General features: G+C 67.8%; 23 protein-coding genes and 1 tRNA gene. 8 read left to right on the plus strand and 16 right to left on the minus strand.

What is annotated here, in order from left to right:
- Position 1 precedes the first annotated feature (1 nt).
- The gene (gene gatC, locus U4Z31_RS17580; protein WP_006407213.1) at positions 2-301 is read right to left on the minus strand and encodes an Asp-tRNA(Asn)/Glu-tRNA(Gln) amidotransferase subunit GatC; all 300 of its coding nucleotides are present in this window, start codon (positions 299-301) and stop codon (positions 2-4) included.
- Between the two features lie 368 nt (positions 302-669).
- Here gatC and U4Z31_RS17585 point away from each other — a divergent pair, with 368 nt between their 5' ends.
- The 5 genes from U4Z31_RS17585 to rodA all read left to right on the plus strand — a co-directional run bounded on the left by U4Z31_RS17585 (position 670) and on the right by rodA (position 6,979).
- Positions 670-1,713 (plus strand): rod shape-determining protein, encoded by a 1,044-nt coding sequence (locus tag U4Z31_RS17585; protein ID WP_004189550.1) that lies wholly within the window; start codon positions 670-672, stop codon positions 1,711-1,713.
- Positions 1,714-1,841: 128 nt separating this feature from the next.
- On the plus strand, positions 1,842-2,915 hold the full coding sequence (gene mreC / locus U4Z31_RS17590; protein WP_321810950.1) for a rod shape-determining protein MreC: 1,074 nt from the start codon (positions 1,842-1,844) through the stop codon (positions 2,913-2,915).
- A complete protein-coding gene (gene mreD / locus U4Z31_RS17595) occupies positions 2,912-3,424 on the plus strand; it encodes a rod shape-determining protein MreD (protein ID WP_321810951.1) in 513 nt (170 codons plus the stop codon). The genes mreC and mreD overlap by 4 nt, the downstream gene beginning before the upstream one ends.
- Positions 3,425-3,533: 109 nt before the next feature.
- Positions 3,534-5,819, plus strand: coding sequence for a penicillin-binding protein 2 (mrdA, locus tag U4Z31_RS17600; RefSeq protein WP_321810952.1), 2,286 nt, complete (start codon positions 3,534-3,536; stop codon positions 5,817-5,819).
- An 11-nt stretch (positions 5,820-5,830) separates the two neighbouring features.
- A complete protein-coding gene (gene rodA, locus U4Z31_RS17605; RefSeq protein WP_044847360.1) occupies positions 5,831-6,979 on the plus strand; it encodes a rod shape-determining protein RodA in 1,149 nt (382 codons plus the stop codon).
- Positions 6,980-7,080: 101 nt separating this feature from the next.
- Here rodA and U4Z31_RS17610 read toward each other — a convergent pair whose 3' ends face one another.
- From U4Z31_RS17610 to def, 14 genes are all read right to left on the minus strand, one after another.
- Complete coding sequence (locus tag U4Z31_RS17610; protein WP_321810953.1) at positions 7,081-7,860, minus strand: tetratricopeptide repeat protein; 780 nt, start codon at positions 7,858-7,860, stop codon at positions 7,081-7,083.
- On the minus strand, positions 7,857-8,642 hold the full coding sequence (locus U4Z31_RS17615) for an HpcH/HpaI aldolase/citrate lyase family protein (RefSeq protein WP_321810954.1): 786 nt from the start codon (positions 8,640-8,642) through the stop codon (positions 7,857-7,859). Before U4Z31_RS17615 ends, U4Z31_RS17610 begins: the two co-directional genes overlap by 4 nt.
- Positions 8,643-8,948: 306 nt before the next feature.
- Positions 8,949-9,401: a 6-carboxytetrahydropterin synthase QueD gene (queD, locus tag U4Z31_RS17620; RefSeq protein WP_044847357.1), complete on the minus strand. Its 453-nt coding sequence runs from the start codon at positions 9,399-9,401 to the stop codon at positions 8,949-8,951.
- A gap of 18 nt (positions 9,402-9,419) precedes the next feature.
- A complete protein-coding gene (queE, locus tag U4Z31_RS17625; protein ID WP_044847356.1) occupies positions 9,420-10,052 on the minus strand; it encodes a 7-carboxy-7-deazaguanine synthase in 633 nt (210 codons plus the stop codon).
- 75 nt (positions 10,053-10,127) lie between these two features.
- Positions 10,128-10,862, minus strand: a complete 735-nt coding sequence (gene queC, locus U4Z31_RS17630) for a 7-cyano-7-deazaguanine synthase QueC (RefSeq protein WP_321802712.1) — start codon at positions 10,860-10,862, stop codon at positions 10,128-10,130.
- A gap of 350 nt (positions 10,863-11,212) precedes the next feature.
- A tRNA-Phe gene (locus tag U4Z31_RS17635) sits at positions 11,213-11,288 on the minus strand.
- A gap of 60 nt (positions 11,289-11,348) precedes the next feature.
- Complete coding sequence (esaR, locus tag U4Z31_RS17640) at positions 11,349-12,050, minus strand: response regulator transcription factor EsaR (protein ID WP_044847354.1); 702 nt, start codon at positions 12,048-12,050, stop codon at positions 11,349-11,351.
- Positions 12,051-14,465, minus strand: coding sequence for a sensor histidine kinase EsaS (esaS, locus tag U4Z31_RS17645; protein ID WP_044847353.1), 2,415 nt, complete (start codon positions 14,463-14,465; stop codon positions 12,051-12,053).
- Positions 14,455-15,045 carry a DUF4390 domain-containing protein gene (locus U4Z31_RS17650; RefSeq protein ID WP_044847362.1) on the minus strand — a complete coding sequence of 197 codons (591 nt, stop codon included), beginning with the start codon at positions 15,043-15,045 and terminating at the stop codon, positions 14,455-14,457. The genes esaS and U4Z31_RS17650 overlap by 11 nt, the downstream gene beginning before the upstream one ends.
- Positions 15,042-16,430 carry a 16S rRNA (cytosine(967)-C(5))-methyltransferase RsmB gene (gene rsmB / locus U4Z31_RS17655; RefSeq protein ID WP_321810955.1) on the minus strand — a complete coding sequence of 463 codons (1,389 nt, stop codon included), beginning with the start codon at positions 16,428-16,430 and terminating at the stop codon, positions 15,042-15,044. The genes U4Z31_RS17650 and rsmB overlap by 4 nt, the downstream gene beginning before the upstream one ends.
- 232 nt (positions 16,431-16,662) lie before the next feature.
- Complete coding sequence (gene htpX, locus U4Z31_RS17660) at positions 16,663-17,520, minus strand: zinc metalloprotease HtpX (RefSeq protein ID WP_006485774.1); 858 nt, start codon at positions 17,518-17,520, stop codon at positions 16,663-16,665.
- Positions 17,521-17,619: 99 nt separating this feature from the next.
- Positions 17,620-18,261: a LysE family translocator gene (locus U4Z31_RS17665; protein ID WP_044847351.1), complete on the minus strand. Its 642-nt coding sequence runs from the start codon at positions 18,259-18,261 to the stop codon at positions 17,620-17,622.
- A 110-nt stretch (positions 18,262-18,371) separates the two neighbouring features.
- Entirely contained in the window at positions 18,372-19,364 is a 993-nt protein-coding gene (fmt, locus tag U4Z31_RS17670; protein ID WP_321810956.1) for a methionyl-tRNA formyltransferase, read from the minus strand.
- A gap of 34 nt (positions 19,365-19,398) precedes the next feature.
- Positions 19,399-19,902, minus strand: coding sequence for a peptide deformylase (gene def, locus U4Z31_RS17675; protein WP_057924826.1), 504 nt, complete (start codon positions 19,900-19,902; stop codon positions 19,399-19,401).
- A 185-nt stretch (positions 19,903-20,087) separates the two neighbouring features.
- On the opposite strand from def, the gene dprA reads away from it, so the two are divergent.
- The 3 genes from dprA (at position 20,088) to U4Z31_RS17690 (ending at position 24,618) form a co-directional block, all read left to right on the plus strand.
- Positions 20,088-21,410 carry a DNA-processing protein DprA gene (gene dprA / locus U4Z31_RS17680; protein WP_321810957.1) on the plus strand — a complete coding sequence of 441 codons (1,323 nt, stop codon included), beginning with the start codon at positions 20,088-20,090 and terminating at the stop codon, positions 21,408-21,410.
- Between the two features lie 36 nt (positions 21,411-21,446).
- On the plus strand, positions 21,447-21,827 hold the full coding sequence (locus U4Z31_RS17685) for a thioredoxin family protein (protein WP_044847347.1): 381 nt from the start codon (positions 21,447-21,449) through the stop codon (positions 21,825-21,827).
- A gap of 193 nt (positions 21,828-22,020) precedes the next feature.
- A complete protein-coding gene (locus U4Z31_RS17690) occupies positions 22,021-24,618 on the plus strand; it encodes a DNA topoisomerase III (RefSeq protein WP_321810958.1) in 2,598 nt (865 codons plus the stop codon).
- A 134-nt stretch (positions 24,619-24,752) separates the two neighbouring features.
- On the opposite strand, the gene U4Z31_RS17695 is transcribed toward U4Z31_RS17690, so the two are convergent.
- Positions 24,753-25,802: a LysR family transcriptional regulator gene (locus U4Z31_RS17695; RefSeq protein WP_044847345.1), complete on the minus strand. Its 1,050-nt coding sequence runs from the start codon at positions 25,800-25,802 to the stop codon at positions 24,753-24,755.
- Between the last annotated feature and the right edge of the window lie 112 nt (positions 25,803-25,914).

The following is a 25,914-nucleotide window of genomic DNA, read 5'->3' on the forward strand; positions in this document are numbered from 1 at the left end:
CTTACTCGATCACCTTCGGCACGAGATAGAGGCCGTCCTGGACGGCCGGCGCCGGACGCTGGTTGTCGTCGCGATTGACGACTTCCGTCACGGCGTCGTCGCGCAGGCGCTGCGCGACTTCCTGGATCTGTTCGATCGGGTGGGCGAGCGGCGCGATGCCGGCGGTGTCGACCGCCTGCATCTGCTCGACGAGGCCGAAGAATTCATTGAGCTGGCCGAGCGTATGCTCGGCGTCGGCGTCGGCCATTTCGAGTCGCGCCAGGTGCGCGATGCGTTTCACATCGGTCAGGGTCAGGGCCATGCGATCACCGGAAAAACAAGGCTGCGCAGCGCATTGAAAACCGCGCTGCGGCGGGGGGTTGGAGGGTACGATCCCACCCTCAAAAATCAGGGCCGAAGCGGCAAAAATACCGTCCGTTTCGATTCAAATACCGCGAAATTATAAGGTATCATTACGCGTTCGACCCAAACCCGGCAGCCTTTTCCCGCACCGTTTCGCCCCGCTTCGGCAAGCCGTGCGTGCTTCGTGCGATTCCCGGTAGACATCACTCGCAGCTTCGTGCGCCGCGGCGGCCGCTTCCGCCACGCTTCCCGAGGCTGTTATTTTTTCCGCTGCCCGCCCTCAGCGTTCGCTATGCAGGGCCGGCCCAGAGCGAAACAGGATTCTGAATGTTCGGTTTTTTGCGCAGCTACTTCTCCAACGATCTGGCGATCGACCTCGGCACCGCAAACACCCTGATCTACATGCGCGGCAAGGGCATCGTGCTCGATGAGCCGTCGGTCGTGTCGATCCGCCAGGAAGGCGGCCCCAACGGCAAGAAGACGATCCAGGCAGTCGGCAAGGAAGCCAAGCAGATGCTCGGCAAGGTGCCGGGCAACATCGAGGCGATCCGCCCGATGAAGGACGGCGTGATCGCCGACTTCACCGTCACCGAGCAGATGATCAAGCAGTTCATCAAGACGGCGCACGAGTCGCGCATGTTCTCGCCGTCGCCGCGCATCATCATCTGCGTGCCGTGCGGCTCGACCCAGGTCGAGCGCCGCGCGATCAAGGAAGCCGCGCACGGCGCCGGCGCATCGCAGGTCTACCTGATTGAGGAGCCGATGGCGGCCGCGATCGGCGCCGGCCTGCCGGTGTCGGAAGCCACCGGCTCGATGGTCGTCGACATCGGCGGCGGCACCACGGAAGTCGGCGTGATCTCGCTCGGCGGCATCGTCTACAAAGGCTCGGTGCGCGTCGGCGGCGACAAGTTCGACGAGGCGATCGTCAACTACATCCGCCGCAACTACGGGATGCTGATCGGCGAACAAACCGCCGAGGCGATCAAGAAGGAAATCGGCTCCGCGTTCCCGGGCTCCGAAGTCAAGGAAATGGAAGTGAAGGGCCGCAACCTGTCGGAAGGCATTCCGCGCAGCTTCACGATCTCCAGCAACGAAATCCTCGAAGCGCTGACCGATCCGCTGAACCAGATCGTGTCGTCGGTGAAGATCGCCCTCGAGCAGACGCCGCCGGAACTCGGCGCCGACATCGCCGAGCGCGGGATGATGCTGACGGGCGGCGGCGCACTGCTGCGCGACCTCGACCGCCTGCTCGCGGAAGAAACCGGCCTGCCGGTGCTCGTCGCCGAAGATCCGCTCACCTGCGTCGTACGCGGTTCGGGCATGGCGCTCGAACGCATGGACAAGCTGGGCAGCATCTTCTCGTACGAGTGATCGCCTAAGCAGTCCCGTTTGATATGGCGCACCCGCGGCGTGGCCGGATCGCTCGTTCAGAACGAACCGCCACGCCGTTCGCGCGTCTGAGCATTATTTAACCGATCGCCACGCGCCCGGCGCCGACCATGGAATACAGTCCGCCGCCCCTCTTCAAGCAAGGTCCGCCCGCACTCGCGCGGCTCATCTTCTTCGTCGCCCTCGCCATCGCGCTTCTCGTATCGGACGCGCGCTTCAGCACGCTCGAAATCGTCCGCGGCGTGCTCGGCACCGTGCTGTACCCGCTGCAGCGCGCGGCGCTCGTGCCGCGCGACCTGTTCATGGGCGCGGCCGACATCGCCGTCACCGGTGCGTCGCTGCGCCACGAGAACGACGCGCTGCGCAAGCGCAACCTGCAGCTGTCCACGCAGGCCAACCAGGCCGCGGTGCTCGCGCAGGAGAACACGCATCTGCGCGCGGTGCTCGAGCTGCGCCAGCACATCGCGACGCATTCGACGCCGGTCGAGATCCAGTACGACACCAGCGACCCGTTCACGCAGAAGATCGTGATCGGGCAGGGTTCGCAGCAGGGCATCCAGAACGGTGCGCCGGTCGTCAGCGAGGACGGCGTGATCGGCCAGGTCACGCGCGTGTTCCCGCTGCAGGCCGAAGTCACGCTGATCACCGACCGCGATCTCGCGATTCCCGTGCAGGTGCTGCGCACCGGCCTGCGCAGCGTGATCTACGGCACGCCGAAGGGCGATTCGCTCGACCTGCGCTTCGTGCCGACGAGCTCGGACCTCGTCGCGGGCGACGAACTCGTCACGAGCGGCCTCGATGGCGTCTATCCGCCGGGCCTGCCGGTCGCGAAGGTCGCGAAGGTCGACAAGCTCGCCGATACCGCGTTCGCGCGCGTGACCTGCGCGCCGGTCGCCGCCGTGCGCGGCGCGCGCCAGATGCTCGTGCTGCATTACCAGAACGATGTCCCGCCGCGCCCGGCCGAGCCCGAGCCGGCCGACAAGAACGCGAAGGGCAAGAAGGGCGCCAAGGCCGCCGCGAAGAGCGACAAGGCCGACGCGAACGCGAAGCCGGCCGCCGCGGCCGCACCCGGCGCGAAACCGGCGGCGGCTGCACCTGCCGCCCCCGCCGCCCCCGCCGCTCCGGCCAAGCCGGCCGCCGCGCCCGCGAAGCCCGCGGCCGGGCAACCAGGAGCCCAGCGATGAACCGCCCGCAATACATCCTGCAGCCGGTCAACCCGTACTTCATCGTCTTCAGCCTCGCCGCCGCGTTCCTGCTGAACCTGATGCCGTGGGGCCGCCTGCCCGGCGTGCCCGACTTCGTCGCGCTCGTGCTGCTGTTCTGGAACATCCACCAGCCGCGCAAGGTCGGAATGGGCGTCGCGTTCGCGCTCGGCATCCTGATGGACGTGCATGACGCGGGGCTGCTCGGCGAGCATGCGCTCGCCTATACGCTGCTGTCGTACGGCGCGATCACGATCCACCGCCGCGTGCTGTGGATGCCGATCGGCGTGCAGGTGCTGTACGTCACGCCGCTGCTCGTCGTCGCGCAGCTGGTGCCGTTCGTGATCCGCCTCGTGATGGGCGCCGCGTTTCCCGGCTGGCGCTATCTGGTGGACGGCTTCGCCGAGGCCGCGCTGTGGCCGATCGCGAGCCACCTGCTGCTGATGCCGCAACGCCGCCCGGTCGACCCGGACGATACGCGCCCCATCTGAGCCGGACCGACCTTGAATACCCGCCGCCCCCACGCCCGCGCGCCGCGCTCCGGGGCGGCTCCTTGCCCGCGCGCGCTCGCCGCGCACGGGCCAGATCGATCGTAACCGCATGACCGAATTCAACGACACCCAACAGCAGCTCTCGAAGTTCCGCCTGCGCGTCGCGGCGGCGGGCGTGTTCGTGTTCGTCTGCTTCGGGCTGCTCGCGAGCCGCTTCTTCTACCTGCAGCTGATGCAGCACGGCAAATACGCGCTGCAGGCCGAGGAAAACCGCATCTCGGTCGCACCGATCGTGCCGAACCGCGGGATCATCACCGACCGCAACGGCGTGGTCCTCGCGAAGAACTATTCGGCCTACACGCTCGAGATCACGCCGTCGAAGCTCGACGACACGCTCGACAACACAATCGACAAGCTGTCCGAGATCATCCCGATCGACGCGCGCGACCGCCGCCGCTTCAAGAAGCTGCAGGAAGACTCGAAGAACTTCGAGAGCCTGCCGATCCGCACGCGCCTCACCGACGCGGAAGTCGCGCGCTTCACCGCGCAGCGCTTCCGCTTTCCCGGCGTCGACGTGCGCGCGCGGCTGTTCCGCCAGTACCCGCTCGGCATGACGGCCGCGCACGTGATCGGCTACATCGGCCGGATCTCGAAGCGCGACCAGGATCGCATCGACGCGATGAGCGACGACAACGACAGCGACCAGGAACACTACGATCCGCGTCGCGACGCGAACAACTACAAGGGCACCGACTACATCGGCAAGATCGGCGTCGAGCAGAGCTACGAAACCGAGCTGCACGGCCTCACGGGCTTCGAGGAAGTCGAGGTGACGGCCGGCGGCCGGCCCGTGCGCACGCTGTCGCGCACGCAGGCGACGCCCGGCAACAACCTCGTGCTGTCGCTCGACATCGCGCTGCAGCAGGTCGCCGAGCAGGCGTTCGCCGGCAAGCGCGGCGCGCTCGTCGCGATCGAGCCGAAGACGGGCGACGTGCTCGCGTTCGTGTCGTCGCCGAGCTTCGACCCGAACTCGTTCGTCGACGGCATCGACCAGCAGACCTGGGACGAACTGAACAACTCGCCCGACAAGCCGCTCCTGAACCGCCCGCTGCACGGCACCTACCCGCCCGGCTCGACGTACAAGCCGTTCATGGCGCTGGCCGGCCTGACGCTCGGCAAGCGCACGCCGGGCTGGGGCTTCCAGGATCCCGGCTACTTCACGTTCGGCGGGCACACGTTCCGCAACGACGTGCGCTCGGGCCAGGGTTGGGTCGACATGAACAAGGCGATCATGGTGTCGAACGACACCTACTTCTACATGCTCGCGCGCGACCTCGGCGTGAACGCGATCGCGAACTTCATGAAGCCGTTCGGCTTCGGCCAGATCACCGGCATCGACATCCAGGGCGAGGCGCGCGGGATCCTGCCGTCGACCGACTGGAAGAAGAAGGCGTTCAAGAAGGCCGCGCAGCAGAAGTGGTTCGACGGCGAGACGATCAGCCTCGGGATCGGCCAGGGCTACAACTCGTACACGATCCTGCAGCTCGCGCATGCCACCGCGACGCTCGCGAACAACGGCGTCGTGATGAAGCCCCACCTCGTGAAGGAAGTCGAGGATCCGATCACGCGCGGGCGCCACCTGACCGTGCCGAAGGAAAGCGAAACGATCCCGCTCAAGCAGGCCGACATCGATGTCGTGAAGCGCGGGATGGAGAACGTGATCGAGAATCCGTCCGGCACCGCGTACAAGGTGTTCCGCGGCGCGTCGTACCTCGCGGCCGGCAAGACCGGTACCGCGCAGGTGTTCTCGCTGCAGGGCTCGAACTACAAGGGCCACCTGCTCGCCGAGCACCTGCGCGACCACGCGCTGTTCATCGCGTACGCGCCGGTCGACCATCCGCAGATCGCGCTCGCGCTGGTCGTCGAGAACGGCGGCTGGGGCGCGCAGGCCGCGGGCCCGATCGCGCGCCGCGTGCTCGACTTCTACCTCGTCGAGCGCCAGAAACCGGAGAACGAGGCGGCTGCCGTCGCCGCCGCCGCGTCGGCGACCGAGCCGATCAGCGCACCGGTGATCGGCGATGCCTCGAAGGCCGTGTCCGTCGCGGCCGGCTTCAAGGCGCTGCCGCCGCCTGTCGTGCCGGCCGCGGCCAGCGCGGCGGATGCGGCATCGGCCGCGTCGGCGCCCGATGCGTCGGGTGCGGCCGCGGCAAGCGCGGCGCAGCCCGCCGACGCGAGCGCCGCGGCGCCGAGGGCCGCGAGCCTGCCGCCGATCCGGCGCCCGCACCGGCCGCGCCGGCCCGCCAGCGACGCGCAGCCGCTCGCCGCCGCGCCGCGCGACGACAACTTCCGTGTCACGGCCTCCGCGAAAGCGGTGAACGCCGCCACCGCTCATTAACGGAGAAAGGCATGCAATTCGACAAGCGCGCCTGGCTCGACAAGATCAAGCAGATGTTCGCGGGCTTCGACCGCCCGCTCGCCCTCATCGTGTTCCTGCTGCTGTGCGTCGGCATCGTCACGCTGTACAGCGCGTCGATCGACATGCCGGGCCGCGTCGAGGATCAGCTGCGCAACATCCTGCTGACGTTCGTGCTGATGTGGGTGATCGCCAACATCCCGCCGACGACACTGATGCGCTTCGCGGTCCCGCTCTATACGTTCGGGGTCACGCTGCTGGTCGCCGTCGCGCTGTTCGGGATGACCAAGAAGGGCGCGAAGCGCTGGCTGAACGTCGGCGTCGTGATCCAGCCGTCGGAAATCCTCAAGATCGCGACACCGCTGATGCTCGCGTGGTACTACCAGCGCCGCGAAGGCGGGCTGCGCTGGTACGACTTCATCGCCGCGTTCGCGATCCTGCTGGTGCCGGTCGGCCTGATCGCGAAGCAGCCCGACCTCGGCACGGGCCTGCTCGTGTTCGCGGCCGGCTTCTTCGTGATCTACCTCGCGGGCCTGTCGTTCAAGCTGATCGTGCCGGTGCTCGTCGCGGGCGTGATCGCGGTCGGCTCGATCGCCGTGTTCGAAGAGCGCATCTGCCAGCCCGAAGTGCAGTGGCCGCTGATGCACGACTACCAGAAGCACCGCGTGTGCACGCTGCTCGACCCGACCTCCGACCCGCTCGGCAAGGGCTTCCACACGATCCAGGCCGTGATCGCGATCGGCTCGGGCGGCGCGCTCGGCAAGGGCTACCTGAAGGGCACCCAGGCCCACCTCGAATTCATTCCGGAGAAGCACACCGACTTCATCTTCGCGGTGTTCTCGGAAGAATGGGGGCTCGCCGGCGGCCTCGTGCTGCTGACGCTGTACATGGCGCTGATCGCACGCGGGCTCTATATCGCCGCGCAGGGCGCGACGCTGTTCGGCCGGCTGCTCGCGGGCTCGCTCACACTCGCGTTCTTCGTCTACGCGTTCGTCAACATCGGGATGGTGAGCGGCGTGCTGCCCGTCGTCGGCGTGCCGTTGCCGTTCATGAGTTACGGCGGCACCGCACTCGCGACGCTCGGTGTCGCGATCGGCATGATCATGAGCGTCGGGCGACAGCGGCGGCTGATGAAGAGTTGACGGCGCGGCACGACACGGCACGCGGTCGCAAGTAATGAAAAACGGCGCCTCGGCGCCGTTTTTTCGTTCTGCGCGTATCGCATGGCGCCCGCGCTGCCTGCTCACTGCGGTGGCGTCGCGCGCGGGCTCCCATGATCCGTACCGGCGCCCGAAGCGGGCTCCTGCGCTCTCAGCCGCGCGCTCAGTTCCTTGAATTTCAGCCCGGCCGTCTCGTCGCCCTGCGCGGCCGCGGCCGCGTAATACGCGCGCGCGATGTTCAGGTTCTGCGTGACGCCGTCGCCACCGCGCTCGTAGAACGACGCGGTCACGTACTGCGCGGTCGGCTCGCCCGCGTCGGCCGCCTGCTTGTACCACTCGAACGCCCGCCGGTTGTCGCGCGGCGTGCCGCGCCCGTCGAGGAACTGGTTCGCGAGCGACAGCTCGGCCTGCACGTGCCCCTGCTTCGCCGCGCGCAGGAACCAGCGGTGCGCTTCGGCCGGGTTGCGCGCAACGAACTCGCCGTCGTCGAACATGCGCCCGTACACGTACTGCGCATGCGACATGTTCGCGTCGGCCGCCCGCTTCAGCCAGCGCAGCCCTTCGTCGACGTTCGCGGTCACGCCGACACCCGTGAGCAGCATCATCGCGTAGTTGAACTGCGCGAGCCGGTCGCCGCGTTCGGCCGCGTCGTGGAACTGCACCAGCGCCGCGCGATAGTCGCCCGCGTTGTAGTCGGCCACCGCGGATTGCGTCTCGCGCGCCGGGTCCGGCTTCGCGTGCGGCGCATTCTGCGCAACCGCCGCGACGCATACGGCCCACAGCCCGAGCAGCGCGCCGATCCGCCCGCGTACGCCGGCCGCAAGCCGCACACCTTCGTGCCCCGCGCCGTCGCCATCGTTCATGACCGCACCTCCTGCAATGCCTGGCGCGTCGCGCGCAGCAGCCAGCTCACGTCGGCCGACAGCGTGATCATCCGGAAGCCGGCCTCGCGATACTGGCGCGCGGTTGCGGTATCGCTCGCAAAGATGCCGACCGCGACGCCGGCCTGCTTGCCGGCCGCGAGCACGCGCGCGATCGCGGTTTCGACGTCCGGATGGCGGCTGTCGCCGAGGTGCCCGAGGCTCGCCGCCAGATCGGCCGGGCCGACGAACAGGCAGTCGACGCCCGGCGTCGCGGCGATCCGCTCGACTTCGTCGATGCCGCGCGCCGATTCGATCTGCACGATCACCGCGACCTGCGCGTTCGCCGTCTGCAGGTAATCGCGGCGCATGCCGAACGCCGCCGCACGCACCATGCAGGCCACGCCACGCAGCCCGTCGGGGGAATCCGGCGACGGGAAGCGCGTGAGCCGCACCGCGTGCGCGGCCTCGTCGGGCGTCTCGATGCACGGGAACATCAGCGTGCGCGCGCCGGCGTCGAGCGCGCGCTTCACGAGCCACGGCTCGCGCCCCGGCACACGCACGACGGGCTCGCTCGGCAGGTGCGCGGCGGCCAGCGCGCGCAGTTGCGACGCGACGTCGCGGCTGTCGTTCGGCGCATGCTCCATGTCGATGCAGAGCCAGTCGTAGCCGGCGTGGGCGAGCGCTTCCGCGGCCGAATCGCAGCCGAGCGACAGCCACAGGCCGTACAGCGGCTCGTCGCCGTCGTGCAGGCGTTGTTTGAGGGAATTGGTGAGCGTGCTCATCGATACGGGCTCCTGGACGGAACGGCAATCGAACGGGACAAGCAACGGGCGAAGCGGGCGCGATACGCCGGGCCGCGATGCCCGGCGGCGCCGGACCGGGCCCTGGAACGTCAGTCGGTCGTGAGCAGCCGATCTGACAGCGCGGGCCGCGCGATGTCGCACGGATGCGTTTTCCGGTGCCACGCAACGATCATAGCGCGGCGTTACGCGGAATGTGGGAACAGGCGGGGAACGGCGCCGGGCGGGGCCGCGCGGCGCGGCGGCAGGCAGCCCGCGCCGGCCGGCGGGGCTGCCGGGAAGGCAGGATCAGCGGCCGGGCTGGCGCTCGACGTCGGCCCAGCAGTTCGGCGTTTCGTACAGGCGCACGCGCTCCAGGCGCAGGTTCACGCCGTAGTGCGCGTCGTACACGTTCGCGAGGATGTCGAACGCGATCGCCGCGAGGTTCTCGACGGTCGGGATCCGGTCGAGCACGACGGTCTTGTGGTCGGCCATCTGCTCGAGGAACGAGCGCACGACTTCGTCGCGCGCGTAGACCAGGAACGCGTGATCCCACTTGTTGACGAGGTGCTCGACCGCGAGCGCCTTCACGTCGGCGAAGTCCATCACCATGCCGCGATCGGGCGCCCCCTCGGTATCGACGAGATCGCCGCGCAGCGTGACTTCGAGCACGTAGCGATGGCCGTGCAGGTTGCGGCACTGGCTGCGGTGATCGGGAATGCGGTGGCCCGCGTCGAATTCGAGTTTTCGGGTAATCAGCACGATGTCAAAAGCCGTGGCTCAGGGAATGTTCAGATATTTGTGGGTCTGCATCGACAGCCGCCACTGCGGATGCCGCTTGCACCAGTCGATCGCGAGCTTCGTATTGAGGTCGCGCGACGGGCCGTCCATCGGCTGCACGAGAAAATACTCGAAATCGAGCTTCGCGTAATCGGCCAGCCGCTGGTTGTCCTGCGGGATCACGACCTTCAGTTCGTTGCCCTTCGTGACGACGAGCGGCGCGTCGGCCTTCGGGCTCACGCAGATCCAGTCGATCGTCTCGAGCACCGGCAGCGAGCCGTTGGTCTCGATCGCGATCTCGAAGCCCGCCGCGTGCAGCGCGTCGACGAGCGGCTGGTCGAGCTGCAGCATCGGCTCGCCGCCCGTGCAGACGACGAAGCGGTGCGCCTCGCCGTCCGGCCACAGGCCGGCGATCGTCGCGACGAGCGCGTCGGCGTCCTTGAACTTGCCGCCGTTCTCGCCGTCGGTGCCGACGAAGTCGGTATCGCAGAAGCGGCACACGGCATCCGCCCGATCCTCTTCGCGACCCGACCACAGATTGCAGCCGGCGAACCGGCAGAACACGGCCGGACGGCCCGCGTTCGCGCCCTCGCCCTGCAACGTGTAGAAAATTTCCTTGACCGCGTAAGTCATCGTGCTTCGTCCGGCTCGCGCCGCTCGTTGTCGATCAGAATCCGTTATCCATCCAGCGCTGCCGGCGCACCCGCGTCACAGCGGTGCTTCGGTCACGCGCTCGCCCTTCAGGTAGGCCTCGTAGCCGCGCTTGCGCAGCTTGCAGGCCGGGCATTCGCCGCAGCCGAAGCCCCAGTCGTGCAGTTCCGCGCGCTCGCCCACGTAGCACGTATGCGTCTCGACGCGGATCAGTTCGACGAGCGCCTCGCCGCCGAGCTGCTCGGCCAGTTGCCAGGTCTGCGCCTTGTCGAGCCACATCAGCGGCGTCTCGAGCACCATGCGCGTGTCCATGCCGAGGTTCAGCGCGACCTGCAGCGCCTTCATCGTATCGTCGCGGCAGTCCGGGTAGCCCGAGAAATCGGTCTCGCACATCCCGCCGACCAGCACGCGCAAGCCGCGGCGATAGGCGATCGCGGCCGCGATCGTCATGAACAGCAGGTTGCGGCCCGGCACGAACGTGTTCGGCAAGCCGTTCGCCGCGGTCTCGATCTCGATCGTGCGGGTCATCGCGGTATCGCTGATCGCGCCGAGCACCGACAGGTCGACCATGTGATCGTCGCCGAGGCGGTCGCCCCACGCGGGAAACTGACGCTTCAGCGCGTCGCGCACGCCTTCGCGACATTCGAGTTCGACGCGGTGGCGCTGGCCGTAATCGAAGCCGAGCGTCTCGACCGTCTGGTAGCGTTCGAGGGCCCAGGCCACGCACGTGGCCGAGTCCTGCCCGCCGGAAAACAACACGAGCGCGCCGTCTTTAGCGTCTGTCCGAATCACCGTGATACTCCGTGAATGTGTAGGCTCGCGTCGCGCTGCGCCCCGGGGCCGGCTGCCGCCGGGCGGCCCGACGCGTGCCGGCCTGCGCCGGCTCGACCAGTATAGGCAGCGCGGTCGGCCGCGAACGCGGCGGAGCGCTTATACCGCCCATCGCGCGGCATCGTTGCCGCACATCACGGCAGCGCCTGCGGGCAGCCTTGCCGTGCGCATGAAGCGATGCGCTAAGTCATTGAGCGGGCACGGATTTTATCACGCCCCGACGAATGCTGCCGGGCGCGCCGCCAATGCCGCGCAAACCCACCACAAACGAAAAACCCCAAGAACCTTCCGATTCTTGGGGTTGGAACTGCTGGTGGCCTGGGACGGAATCGAACCATCGACACGCGGATTTTCAATCCGCTGCTCTACCAACTGAGCTACCGGGCCAACGAAGAAACAAAGTATATCGAGCTTTATTGTGTCGCACAAGGGGTTTCGTGAAATTTCTTATACGGCCCCTTCCGACGGCTTCTTGCCGAGCTCGACGCCGAGCTGCTTGAGCTTGCGATACAGGTGCGTGCGCTCGAGGCCCGTCTTCTCCGCGACGCGCGTCATGCTGCCGTTCTCGCGCGCGAGGTGATATTCGAAGTACGCGCGTTCGAACGCATCGCGCGCTTCGCGCAACGGGATGTCGAACGGAATCGCGGCCGTCTGGCCCGCGAGGCCGAGCGCCGCGGCCATGTCGTCGCCGAGCGTCGGCAGCGCGGCCGCGGACGCGACCGCCGCCGGGCCCGATGCCTGGCCGCCGCCCGCCTTCGCCGCCGCATTGGCAGACACCGGTGCCGCGCCGCGCGCGAGACCGTGCTCGACGGACTTCAGCAGCTTCTGCAGCGCGATCGGCTTCTCGAGGAAATCGAGTGCGCCGATCTTCGTCGCCTCGACGGCGGTATCGATCGTCGCGTGCCCGGACATCATGATCACGGGCATCGTCAACAGGCCCTGCGCCGCCCATTCCTTGAGCAGCGTGACGCCGTCGGTATCGGGCATCCAGATATCGAGCAGCACGAGATCGGGCGCCTGATTCAGACGGTATTCCCGCGCGGCCTGCGCGTTTTCCGCCGCCTCGACGACATGTCCTTCATCGCTGAGGATCTCCGAGAGCAATTCCCGGATGCCCATTTCATCATCTACCACCAGGATGGTTGCCATTTACGCTGCCTTTGTCTGCACACTTGCTTTTGTCTTGGCGGGAGCCGCCCCGCCCTGCGCGCCGGATTCGACGCCTGGCGTATCGCTCGCCATCTGCAGGAACAGGATCGACACCTGCGCACCCTCGACGGTCTCGCCGTGCATGCGATTGCGCAGATCGATCCGCGCGCCGTGCTCATCGACGATTTTCTTGACCGTGGCCAATCCGAGCCCCGTGCCCTTCGCCTTCGTCGTCACGTAAGGCTCGAACGCACGGGTCAGGATGCGTGCCGGAAAACCGGGCCCGTTGTCGGACACGGTAAGACGTACCGCGACGCGCGTTTTGCCCTCGGCGTCGGGGTCGCCATATTCTACTGTCTTGGTTTCGATCAACACACGCGGATGCGCGACTTCCGCGACCGAATCCTGCGCGTTCTGCAGCAGGTTGTGAATCACCTGGCGCAGTTGCGTCGCGTCGCCGCGGATCACCGGCAGCGACGGCGCGAGTTCGGCGACGATCGCGCTCTTGCCTTCGCCGACACCATACAGCCCGAGCACCTCGCTCGCCAGTTCGTTCAGCTGCAGGTTGGCGAGCACCGCCGGCGGCGTGCGCGCATATTCGCGGAAGTCGTCGACCATCCGCTTCATCGCGGCCACCTGGTTGACGATCATCGTCGCGCCGCGCTTGAGCACGTCGGCATCGGGCGGCGCGAGCTTGTCGGACAGCTTCATCTGCAGCCGCTCGGCCGACAGCTGGATCGGCGTCAGCGGGTTCTTGATCTCGTGCGCGAGCCGCCGCGCGACCTCGCCCCATGCGACCGAACGCTGCGCGGAAATCACGTCGGAGATGTCGTCGAACACGACGACGTAGCCGGACGTCTGCGGATCGTCGGCCTCGCCCTCGACGGTCGATACGAGGCGCGTGCCGCGTACGAGCAAGGTCAGCGGATCGGCTTCGCCCGGCACTTCGATCGCGAACTGCTGCTGCCAGTGGCCGCGGTCGCCGCCGCCGTCGTCGGACGCCGCTTCGCGATCGGCGAACGCCTTGCGCACCATCGCGCCGAATTCCGCGACGACGCCGATCCGGTCGAGCGCCGTGCCGATCATCGCGCCGAACGGCTGGCGGAAAATGCGCTCGGCGCCGCGGTTGGCCGTCGTCAGCCGGAACTGGCGATCGAGCACGAACACGCCGGCGGTCAGGTTCGCGAGGATGCTCTCGAGATAGGTCTTCGAATGCTCGAGCGCGACGCGGTTCTTCTCGACCGCGAGCCGCGCCTCGGACAGCTGGCGCGTCATCGCATTGAACGACTGCGTGAGGAAGCCGAGCTCGTCGCGCGACTTGATCTCGCGCTTCGGCGTGTAGTCGCCTTCCGTGATCTCCTTCGTGCCCTGCGCGAGCAGGAACAGCGGCCGCGCGAGCTGCTGGCCGAGCGCGAGCGCGAGCATCATCGCGATGAAGGTCGCGAGGAACAGCGCGAGCGTCAGCGTGCCGATGTACATCTTGCGCAAGCCCGTGCGGCCGAGCGATTTTTCCTGGTACTCGCGATACGCGCGCTGCACCGCGTCGGCATTGTGCGCGAGCGTGGGCGGCACCGGCTGCGTGAGCTGCAGGAACCGCTCCGCCGGCTGCAGCAGCGACGTCGTCGCGTCGGGAATCGGCCGCACGACACGCAGCCGCAGCGCGCCCTTCGCGCCGTGCGCGCGCGGGTCGCCGTCGACCTCGCCCTCGATCGCCGCATACGCGCCGTGTTCGCGCGCCTGGCTCAGCATCAGCGGCGTCGGCAGGTCGTCCGGAATCAGCGCGGCGAAATTGCCCGATGCCTGCGCGACGATGTGCAGGTCGGGCGCCGCGCCGGAGCCGCCGCGGCTCGGCTCGACGATCGTCGCATCCTGCACGCCGAACTGGTCGCGCAGGCGCAAGAGCGTGAGCGTCGTGCCGTTCGTGTTCGCATCGACGCTCGCGAGCTGGTCGGACATCAGCCGCGCCTTCGTCTGCAGGTCGGACAGCGACGCGTCGAGCATCCCGCGGCCGAGGTTCAGGCCGGCCGTCAGCGCGGTCTCGACGTTCACGTCGAACCACGACTCGATACTGCGCGACACGAACTGGTACGACACGATGTAGATGATCCCGCCCGGCACCACGCCGACGAGCGCGAAGAACACCGCGAGCTTCGCGAGCAGCCGCGTGCCGAACTTGCCCTTCCTCAGGCGCACGACGATCATCCCGATCAGCCCGAGCACCACGAGCAGGAACACGAGCGCGACGACGATGTTCGTCGCGTACAGCCACGAGTAGTAGCGGTCGAAGAATTCGGTGTTCGCGCTCGCGGCCGCGAGCAGCACGAGCAGCAGCAGTGCGGTGATCGCGACGGTCGAGACGATCACGCGAACGAGGAGGCTCTTCCCGCTGGCCGCGCGGCGCACTTTATTTAGCACGTTCGGTCACCGTGAAGGTAAAGCGCTTCCAGTCCGACCCGAGCGTCCAGTCGCGGTTGTTCACCGCGTCGACCTGGAACGGTTTCGGCATCAGCGCCGTATCGAGCTGCATCCGCACCGAGGCCGTGTAGGTTTCGCCGGCACGCACCTGGTTGCGGTCGATCACGTGCCACGACGTGATGTGCCGGACGACCGCGAGCGCGTCCTTCAGCGACGGGAAGCCGAGTTGCAGGCCGCCCGTCGACACGCGGTACTCGCGCGTGAGCGGCTGGAACGACAGCCGGATCGTCTGCGACACCGACACCGGCTGCTCGTCGAACCAGTACCAGCGCGCGCGGCCCAGTTCGAAATCGGTCGTGAAGTAAAGCGGGATGCCCTTGTTGACGGCATCCTCGAGGTTCGGATTCAGCTCGAAATCGAAGCGGGCATCGAGGCTCCAGCCGCTTCCGTCAGCCTGCAGCGATGCGCGCTGCACGGCGATCGACTCGGCGCGCGCCGGCCGAACGACCGTCAGGCACAGCGTCAACGCGACCAGCAGGACGGCCGCAAGCCGAAGTGGAAAAAGGTGTTTGATCGTCACCGTTTCTGAAACCGCGCGTAGAAGAATCCGTCGTGATCGGTGTTCTGGTCGCGTGCGCCGGCCGCCCCGCCGTGCACGCCGCCCGGCAGCAGTTGGCCGGGCGCGTCCAATCGTACCGCATCTTCACAGGCCGCTTCAAACCAGCGCGCCTGCAATTCACCTTCCTCGGGGAAGATCGAACAGGTCACGTAGAGCAGTTCGCCGCCCGGTTTCACGAGCGGCCACAACGCGCTCAGGATGCGGCGCTGTTCCGCGACGAGCGCGGCGATGTCGGCTTCGCGGCGCAGCCAGCGGATGTCGGGATGACGGCGCACGATGCCGGACGCCGAGCACGGCACGTCGGCCAGGATGCGGTCGAACGGACGGCCGTCGTACCACGCGTCCGGTGCGCCCGCGTCGCCGACGCGCACGTCCGCCGCGAGCGACAGGCGCGCGAGGTTCTCGCCGATACGCGCCGCGCGCGTCGCGTCGCTTTCGAGCGCAACGACTTCCGCGTCGGCCAGTTCGAGGATATGCCCGGTCTTGCCGCCCGGTGCCGCGCACGCGTCGAGCACGCGCATGCCGTCGCGCGCACCGAGCCACTCGGCCGCGAGCTGCGCGCCGGCGTCCTGCACCGACACGACGCCATCGGCGAAGCCCGGAATGCGATCGACCGGCAGCGCCAACGCGAGCCGCACCGCGTGCCGGCCGATCGCGGTCGCGTCGATCCCGCTCGCACGCAGCGTGTCGAGATACGCGTCGACGCTCGCGCGGCGCGCGTTCACGCGCAGCGTCAGCGGCCCCTGGCGCTCGCCGGCCGCGAGGATCGCCTGCCATGCGTCGGGCCATGCGCGCTTCACCGCGTCGACCCACCAGGTGCGGTAATTCCAGCGCGCGACCGGATCGTCCTGCAGCGCCGCGACGAGCACGTCGCGCTCGCGCAGGAAACGCCGCAGCACCGCGTTGACCAGCCCCTTCGCGAACGCGTATTCGCGTCGCGCGCCGATTACAGTCACGGCCTGGTCGACGATCGTGAACGCCGGATATGCAGCCGTTTCTTCCGGATCGAGCAACAGCGCAAATGCGCCGGCGAGCACCGCATGCACATGCGCGGGCGGCGCTTTGCTGACGAGCCGGCCGATCAGCCAATCGGCGCTCCCGAGACGACGCATCGTCCGATACGCAACGTCCTGCGTCGCGCCGCGCGCGAGCGCCTGCGTGCCGGCCGGCATCTGCGCGAACACCGCGGCCAGTGCCGCCGGCAGCGCGGTGCCGCGCCGCACCGCATCGACTGCCTGCGCGGCCGCGTCGAGCGCGAAGCCCAGCGAATCGGGCGCGAGATGCAGCGCGGACGGGCGCGCCGGGCGGCCGGAGGAAGACGGGGCGGAGGAACGGGTTCGTGTCATCGGAACGGAATCGGCAATCAAGCGCGGCAAGCAGGCACGGCAAACACAGGCGGCAAACGGCGGGATCGCAACGGCCCCGAGGCCGCGCGATTCCAAACCGCGCATTGTAGCGTGCGACCGCGCGAACCCTTTGGCCCCTTTACGGCGCGCAGAAATGAAAAACCCCGCAGCGCGAAGCGTGCGGGGTAGCATCGCGCCCCCGCGCGGCAATGGCCGCGCGATGCGCCTGGGATCAATCGAAGCGGCCGGTACGGGCCATCTCCATCAGGCGCGCGATGCGTTCCTCGGTCGCCGGGTGCGTGGAGAACAGGTTCTGCAGGCCGCCGCCGTGCAGCGGGTTCATGATCATCATCTGCGCGGTGGCCGGATGCGCTTCGGCCGCCTGGAACGGGATGCCGGCCGCATAGCGATGGATCTTGTCGAGCGCGGTGGCGAGCGACTGCGGATCGCCGGAGATCTGCGCGCCGCCGCGGTCGGCCTCGAACTCGCGCGCCCGCGAGATCGCCATCTGGATCAGCGCACCGGCGATCGGCGCGAGCAGCGCGACCGCAATGCCCGCGATCGGATTGGCCGGACGGCCGTTTTCGTCGCGGCCGCCGAAGAACATCGCGAAGTTGGCCAGCGCCGAAATCGCGCCCGCCATCGTCGCGGTGATCGTCGAGATCAGGATGTCGCGGTGCTTCACGTGCGCGAGCTCGTGCGCCATCACGCCGCGCATCTCGCGCTCGGACAGCACGCGCAGGATGCCCGTCGTCGCGGCGACTGCCGCGTGCTCGGGGTTGCGGCCCGTGGCGAACGCGTTCGGCGCGTCCTCGTTGATCAGATAGACGCGCGGCATCGGCAGGTTCGCGCGCGTGGCGAGCTCGCGCACCATCCGGTAGAACTGCGGCGCCGTGTTCTCGTCGACTTCCTGCGCGTTGTACATGCGCAGCACCATCTTGTCCGAGAACCAGTATGAGAAGAAATTCATGCCGAGCGCGAACAGCAGCGCGATCGTCATGCCGCGCGAGCCACCGATCATGCCGCCGATCACGATGAACAGGGCCGTGATCGCGGCCATCAGCATCGCCGTTTTGACCCAATTGAACATACCCACTCCTTATCCGTCAGGGGACCCGCCGACATCACAGTGCGCGGCGGAAAATTGTAAGCGATTTGTTAGATAAGGTCTTGCCGGAAAAATTCAATTTCAGCGTTGCGTCGCCGCGAGCCGCAGCCCGAGGCCGACGAAGGCGCTGCCCACCGTGCGATCCAGCCATTTCCTGACGCCCGGCTTGCCCGAAAAGCGCTGTGTGACGCTACCCGCGACCCACGCGACGATGCAGCTCCAGACGGTGCTCATCACGAGGAACACCGACCCGAGGGCCAGGAACGCCAGCGCCTTGTGCGGGCTGTCGGCCGACACGAACTGCGGGAAGAACGACACGAAGAACAGCACGACCTTCGGATTCAGCACGTTGGTCCAGAAACCCTGCATGAACAACTGGCGCAGCGGCTTCGCGGCCGTGGCCTGCGCCGCCTCGGCGCCTGCCGGCGCGGCGGCCTGCTTCGTGACGATCATGCGCACGCCGAGGTAGATCAGGTAAGCGGCACCGACCAGCTTGATCGCCGTGAACGCGGCCGCCGACGCCGCGAGCAGCGCGGTCAGGCCGAATGCGCACGCAAGCGTGTGCACGCAGCAGCCGGCCGAGATGCCGAGCGCCGACATCAGCCCCGCGCCACGGCCCTGCGCGACGCTGCGGCCGACGATGTACGCCGTATCGGGGCCGGGCGTGACATTCAGCAGGAAGACCGCGAGCACGAAGAAGCCGAAATGGGTGATGCCAAGCATGAGAACCTCGAAACCGGAATGCGCAGGGAAATTCTACGCGCGCCTGCCGCGCTGCGCGACTCGGCCATCCGGCCGATTGCGCGCTGGCGCGATGCCGTGTCGAATGACGCTCAGGCCGCGTCAGGCAACGCGAAGCGCTGGCCCGCGGCGAGCGGCGAGCCGGCCAGGAATTCGCGCGCGGGCAGCCGCTTGCCGCCCGGTTTCTGCAGTTGCGTGACGCGCAGCGCGCCGCTGCCGCAGGCGACGACCACGCCCTCCGGCGCAGCCTCGACGATCGTGCCGGGCGCCACGTCGACAGTCGTGCCGCGCGCCGCCACCGGTTCGGCCGCCCACAGCTTGATGGCCGCGCCGTCGAGCGTGGCGACGCCGCCCGGGAACGGGTCGAACGCGCGCACCTGGCGCGCGAGCACGTCGGCCGGCTTGCGCCAGTCGAGCGCCGCTTCGTGCTTGCCGATCTTTTCCGCATAGGTCACGCCGTCGGCCGGCTGCGGCGTGGCGGGCAGCGTGCCGTCGCGCTCGAGCCGCACCAGCGCATCGACGATCAGCCGCGCGCCGTCGGCGGCGAGCCGGTCGTGCAGCGTGGCGGTCGTGTCGTCGGACGCGATCGCGACGCGTGTTTCCTCGATCATCGCGCCGGTGTCGAGGCCGACGTCCATCTGCATCAGCGTGACGCCCGTCTCGGCGTCACCGGCCTCGATCGCGCGGTGGATCGGCGCGGCGCCGCGCCAGCGCGGCAGCAGCGACGCGTGGATGTTGATGCAGCCGGCACGCGGAATGTCGAGCACTTCCTGCGGCAGCAGCAGGCCGTATGCGGCGACCACCATCACGTCGTGCGGCGTCGCGCGCAGCAGCTCGATCGCGTCGGCCGCCTCCGCCGGGTACTTGCCCGCGCGGCGCAGCGACGGCGGCTGCGCGACGGGCATCCCGTGCTCGACGGCATAGCGCTTCACGGCGCTCGCCTGCAGTTTCATCCCGCGCCCGGCCGGGCGATCGGGCTGGGTGAGCACGAGCGGCACCGGAAAACCGGCCTCGTGGATCGCGGCGAGTGCGGCCGCGGCAAATTCCGGCGTGCCGGCAAAAATCACGCGCAACGTATGGGTCATGACAGCGTTCGGGATCGGGCTGGGCACACGCGCGTCACATCGCGCGTTCGAGTTTCTTCATCTTCGTCTTGATGCGGGTCTGCTTCAGCGGCGACAGATACTCGACGAACACGCGCCCCATCAGGTGATCCATCTCGTGCTGCACGCACACGGCCAGGAGGCCCTCGCAGTCGAGCTCGAAGGTCTCGCCGTGCTCGTTGAGCGCACGTACACGGACGTGGTCGGGACGCTCGACTTCGTCGTAGATCCCGGGCACCGACAGGCAGCCCTCCTCGTAGACCTGTTTCACGTCGCTCGACCAGATGATCTCGGGGTTGATGAACGCGCGCAGCTCGTTCTTCTCCTCGGAGACGTCGATCACGATCACGCGCTCGTGCACGTCGACCTGCGTCGCCGCGAGGCCGATGCCCGGCGCGGCGTACATGGTTTCGGCCATGTCGGCGACGAGCTTGCGGATCCGGTCGTCGACCTTGTCGACGGGCTTCGCGACCTTGTGCAGCCGCTTGTCGGGGTAATGAAGAATGTTCAGCAAAGCCATGGTGTTCGGTATTCGGTGGAGCGGCGTGCCGCATCGGCCATCCGGCCGGCTGGCGCCGCCGCCGGGATGCAATGAAGATGAGGCAGACGCGCGGCATATCAACGCCGCAGGTCATGCCTCCTGCAATTGGCCGGGCGCTCGTGCGCGCGGCCCTGTCGAGTATTTCGGATGATGAAAATTTTATCATGGCGCCACGCGCTCCGCTGGCCGCCGCGTTCGAGGGGAACCTCATGTCGCCGCAAGCGCTGACGACTTCCGCGTTGCGCGCGTGGCTGCAGCTCGCGCATGCGCCGGGCATCTCCCCCGCCGTGCTGCACGCGCTGCTCGACGCATTCGGCTCGCCGGCGGCGCTGCTCGCCGCGTCCGACCAGGCCATCGGCGCGGCGAGCAGCGCTGCCGCCGCGCGGGCGGTGCGCGCCAGCGAGCGGGACGACCTCGACGCATGCACCGACGCCGCGCTGGCATGGCTCGACACACCGGGCAACGCGATCGTCACGCTCAACGATCCCGTCTATCCGCCACGGCTGCGCGACCTGCACGACCCGCCGCCGCTGCTATATGTAAAGGGCAGGCTCGACCTGCTGCACGCACGCGGGCTCGCCGTGGTCGGCAGCCGCCATGCGACGCCGCAAGGGCTCGCCGACGCCACCCGCTTCGCCCATGCGCTGTCCGACGCGGGGCTCGCGATCGTCTCCGGCCTCGCGCTCGGCATCGACGGCGCCGCGCACCGCGGCGGGCTCGACGGCCGCGCCGCCACGGTCGCGGTGATCGCGACGGGCGCCGATCTCGTCTATCCGGCGCGGCACCGCACGCTTGCGCACGACATTGCCGCGCGCGGCGCGATCCTGTCCGAATGGCCGCTCGGCACACCCGCGCGGGCGTCGCATTTCCCTCAGCGCAACCGGCTGATCGCCGCGCTCGCGCTCGGCGTGCTCGTCGTCGAAGCCGCGCCGCGGTCCGGCTCGCTGATCACCGCACGCCTCGCGAACGAGCTGGGCCGCGACGTGTTCGCGATGCCGGGCTCGATCCACGCGCCGCTCGCGCAGGGCTGCCACGCGCTGATCCGCGACGGCGCGAAGCTCACCGCGACACCGCTCGACGTGCTCGAGGAGTACGGGCTGGACGAACCGGCAACGCACACCGCCCACGCCGCGGCGAATTCGCGTACGCGCCCCGATAACGGCGAAACAGCCGGCACGCTGGGGCGACGCGCGGGTGAGCATGTCGGGAAACCGGATTGCGCCGTTCCATCCACCGCATCGACCGGAACCGAAGGCGTGCCGCCCGACGACCCGGCCGAGCGATCCGTGCTCGCCGCACTGGGATACGGCCCCGTTACTTACGAGTGGCTCGCCGAGCACAGCGGCCTGTCGGATGACGCGCTGCATCGCGCGCTGCTCGCGCTCGAACTGGCCGGCCGCGTCGCGAGCGTGCCCGGCGGACGCTTCGCGCGGCTTGACGTGGCGCCCACTCCGCCCGCGTCCGGCGTGCTACAGTCCCCCGCATAGGGCGGCCCGTGCCGCCGACGCTACCCAAGGAATTCCATGCCCGCGCTGAATCTCGACACCGATGCCGATCGGATCGCCGAGCGCCTCGCCGATCCCGACACGCTGCTGGTCGCCTGCCTGTGCGCCGAGTGGTGCGGCACCTGCCGCGACTACCGGACGGCCTTCGACCAGCTCGCCGATACCCATCCCGACGCCTGCTTCGCGTGGATCGACATCGAAACCCATGCCGACCGGCTCGACGATCTCGACGTCGAGAATTTCCCGACGATCCTGATCGAGGACGCGAACACCGCGCGCTTCTTCGGCACGGTGCTGCCGCACGCGACGATCGTCGAACGAATGCTGTCCGACCTGAGCGCCGTGCCCGGCGCGCCGCACGCACCGAAATTGCGCAATATCCTGAACGTCGAGGCGTGAACCGCGCACCGGCCGGGCGGCTTTTCGCGCCGTTGCGCGTGCCGCCGCGCCGGGTGCGCTTGCCGCCGTTGCGCCCCCCCTCTATGATGAGCCGCTTTTTGCACGCCGAGCCGCCGTCGCTGCGGCGTGTGCTATAAAGCCGTCGTAAAAGGGACCCACGCCGGCGAACCCGGTCTACCAACACACATCTGTCATGTCCAAAGCTCTGATCATTGCGGAAAAGCCTTCTGTCGCGAACGACATCGCGCGCGCTTTGGGCGGCTTTACCAAGCATGACGAATACTTCGAGAGCGACGAATTCGTCCTGTCGTCCGCGGTCGGCCACCTGCTGGAAATCGCCGCCCCGGAAGAGTACGAGGTCAAGCGGGGGAAATGGAGCTTCGCTCATCTGCCCGTCATCCCCCCGCATTTCGACCTGAACCCGATCGCAAAAAGCGAGTCGCGCCTGAAAGTCCTGACCAAGCTGATGAAGCGCAAGGACGTCGACCGCCTGATCAACGCATGTGACGCGGGGCGCGAGGGCGAGCTGATTTTCCGCCTGATCGTGCAGCACGCGAAGGCGAAGCAGCCGGTCCAGCGTCTGTGGCTGCAGTCGATGACGCCGCAGGCGATCCGCGACGGTTTCGCGCACCTGCGCACCGACTCGGACATGCAGCCGCTCGCCGACGCCGCACGCTGCCGCTCGGAAGCCGACTGGCTCGTCGGGATCAACGGCACGCGCGCGATGACCGCGTTCAACAGCAAGGGCGGCGGCTTCTTCCTGACGACCGTCGGCCGCGTTCAGACGCCAACCTTGTCGATCGTCGTCGAACGTGAAGAGAAAATCCGCCGCTTCATCCCGCGCGACTACTGGGAAGTGAAGGCCGAGTTCGCATGCGCGGGCGGCTTCTACGAAGGCAAGTGGTTCGACCCGAAATTCAAGCGCGACGAATTCGATCCGGAAAAGCGCGACTCGCGCCTCTGGAGCCTGCCGGCCGCCGAAACGATCGTCGCCGCGTGCCGCGACCAGGTCGGCACGGTGTCCGAGGAATCGAAGCCGTCGACCCAGCTGTCGCCGCTGCTGTTCGACCTGACGAGCCTGCAGCGCGAAGCGAACAGCCGCTTCGGCTTCTCCGCGAAGAACACGCTCGGTCTCGCGCAGGCGCTGTATGAAAAGCACAAGGTACTGACGTACCCGCGTACCGACGCGCGCGCGCTGCCGGAAGACTACATTTCGACGGTGCAGTCCACGCTCGAGATGCTCAAGGAGAGCCACAACTACCTGCCGCACGCGAAGCAGGTGCTCGACAAGGGCTGGGTGAAGCCGAACAAGCGGATTTTCGACAACTCGAAGATCAGCGACCACTTCGCCATCATCCCGACGCTGCAGGCGCCGAAGTCGCTGTCCGAGCCGGAGCAGAAGCTGTACGACATGGTCGTGAAGCGCTTCCTCGCGGTGTTCTTCCCGGCGGCCGAGTTCCGCGTCACGACGCGGATCACCGAAGTCGCCGGCCATCACTTCAAGACCGAAGGCAAGGTGCTCGTCGAGCCGGGCTGGCTGCAGGTGTACGGCCGCGACGCCGAAGGCGCGGACGCGAACCTCGTGCCGGTGCAGAAGGACGAGAAGGTGAAGACGGACGAGATCGCCGCGGTCGCGCTCGTGACGAAACCACCCGCACGCTACTCGGAAGCGACGCTGCTGTCGGCGATGGAAGGCGCGGGCAAGCTCGTCGAGGACGACGAGCTGCGCGAGGCGATGGCCGCAAAGGGCCTCGGCACGCCGGCGACGCGCGCGGCGATCATCGAAGGCCTGCTCGGCGAGAAGTATCTCGTGCGCGAAGGCCGCGAGCTGATCCCGACCGCGAAGGCATTCCAGCTGATGACGCTGCTGCGCGGGCTCGGCGTGAAGGAACTGACCGCGCCCGAGCTCACCGGCGAATGGGAATACAAGCTGTCGCAGATGGAGCGCGGCAACCTCGGGCGTGACGCGTTCATGCAGGAAATCGCCCGCATGACGCAGCAGATCGTCAAGCGCGCGAAGGAATACGATTCCGACACGATCCCCGGCGATTACGCGACGCTCGAGACGCCGTGCCCGAACTGCGGCGGCCAGGTGAAGGAAAACTACCGCCGCTTCGCATGCACGAAGTGCGAGTTCTCGATCTCGAAGATTCCGGGCAGCCGGCAGTTCGAGATCGCGGAAGTCGAGGAGCTGCTGCGGGAAAAAACCATCGGCCCGCTGTCCGGCTTCCGCAGCAAGATGGGCCGTCCGTTCTCGGCGATCCTGAAGCTCTCGTTCGACGACGAAACGAAGAACTACAAGCTCGAGTTCGACTTCGGCCAGGACCAGGGCGGCGAGGAAGGCGAAGCGCCCGACTTCTCCGCGCAGGAACCGGTCGGCGCATGCCCGAAATGCAAGGGCCGCGTGTTCGAGCACGGGATGAGCTATGTGTGCGAGCACTCGGTCGCGAATCCGAAGACCTGCGACTTCCGTTCGGGCAAGGTGATCCTGCAGCAGGAAATCACGCGCGAGCAGATGGCGAAACTGCTGGCCGACGGCCGCACGGATCTGCTGCCGAACTTCAAGTCGTCGCGCACGGGCCGCAACTTCAAGGCATTCCTCGTGAAGCAGCCGGACGGCAAGATCGGTTTCGAGTTCGAGAAGAAGGAACCGAAGGCCGCTGCCGCGAAGAAGACGGCAAAATCGGCGACGAAGGATGCCGAAACCGTGACGGAAGGCGCCGACGTGAAACCGGCACCGGCGCGCAAGACCGCCGCCCGCAAGACGACGGCGCGCAAGACGGGCTCCTGACGCACCGGGCGCCGGGGTTTCCCGGCCCGTAGTAAGCCGGTGAAGCGGCGATAAAAAAACGCGGATCGATCGCTCGATCCGCGTTTTTTCTTGGTGCCTGCTGCCGGCCGTGCCGGTGCGCGGCCGCCGCGCCGTTACAGCGGCGACGGCACCGCGACGCGCGCGCGCGGCGAACGCGCGAGCCGCGGCTGCAGGTTCGGGTCGGTCGACTCGGGCGGCTCGGCACGCATCTCGACGCCGATCGGCGCAGGCGCCGCGCTCTGTGCGGCCCACTGTTCGCCCATCATCGCGTCGGTCGAGTGGCTGAAATATTCGACGAGGTGGTCGATGAACGTGCGCACCTTCGCGGGCAGGTGGCGCCGGCTCGGATACGCGATGTTGATCTCGACCTGCGGCAGCCGGAAATCCGGCAGCAGCCGGACCAGCGCGCCGCGCGCGATGTCGCTGCCGATCAGGTAGCTGGGCAGGATCGCGACGCCCATCCCGAGCAGCGCGAACTGGCGGAGCATCGCGGTATTGTTCGCGACGATCACGTTGGTCGGGCGCACGCGCACTTCGCCGTCCGGTCCGGTGAACACGCGCTCGTCGCCCCAGTATTCGGTCGGCAGGCTCAGCGCCGGGTGTTCGGCGAGATGCTCCGGATGGGTCGGCACACCGTGCTTTTCCAGGTAGCTCGGTGTCGCGCACACGGTCATGCAGCCCGTGGTCAGCCGACGCGTGACGATGCTCGCGCTGCGCATCTGGCGCGTGACGACGATGCCGACGTCGAAACCTTCCTCGACGAGATCGACCTGGCGGTCGACCAGCGTCAGATCCGGCACCACTTTCGGGAAATTCTCGGTGTACGACTGCAGGACGGGCGCAAGGTTGTGCAGGCCGAACACGACCGGCGCGACGATGCGCAACGTGCCGACCGGCTCGTGATTGCGCGCGACGACCATCTGTTCGACATCCTCGAGCTCATCGAGAATCTGGCGCGCCCGCTCCAGATAGACCTGGCCCGACTCCGTCAGCGAAAGGCTGCGCGTGGTGCGGTTCAGCAGGCGCGTGCCGAGCCGGCCTTCCAGATCGGCGACGTGACGCGTCGCGACCGCGTTGGAAATATCCATTGCACTCGCGGCCCGCGCGAAACTGCCGAGATCCGCAACCTTGACGAACACGCGCATCGACTGCAAATGATCCATAACGACTCCTGCCGCTGTTACAACTTCAAAAAGTTGAAGCAAATGCGTAATTCTCCTACGACAGCGGAAATGATGCAGAGTTGCTCAACAAGGGCCGCCTTGACGATAAAAA

Origin of the sequence: Burkholderia sp. BCC1985 (assembly GCF_905339915.1) — a bacterium.
GTDB lineage: Bacteria > Pseudomonadota > Gammaproteobacteria > Burkholderiales > Burkholderiaceae > Burkholderia.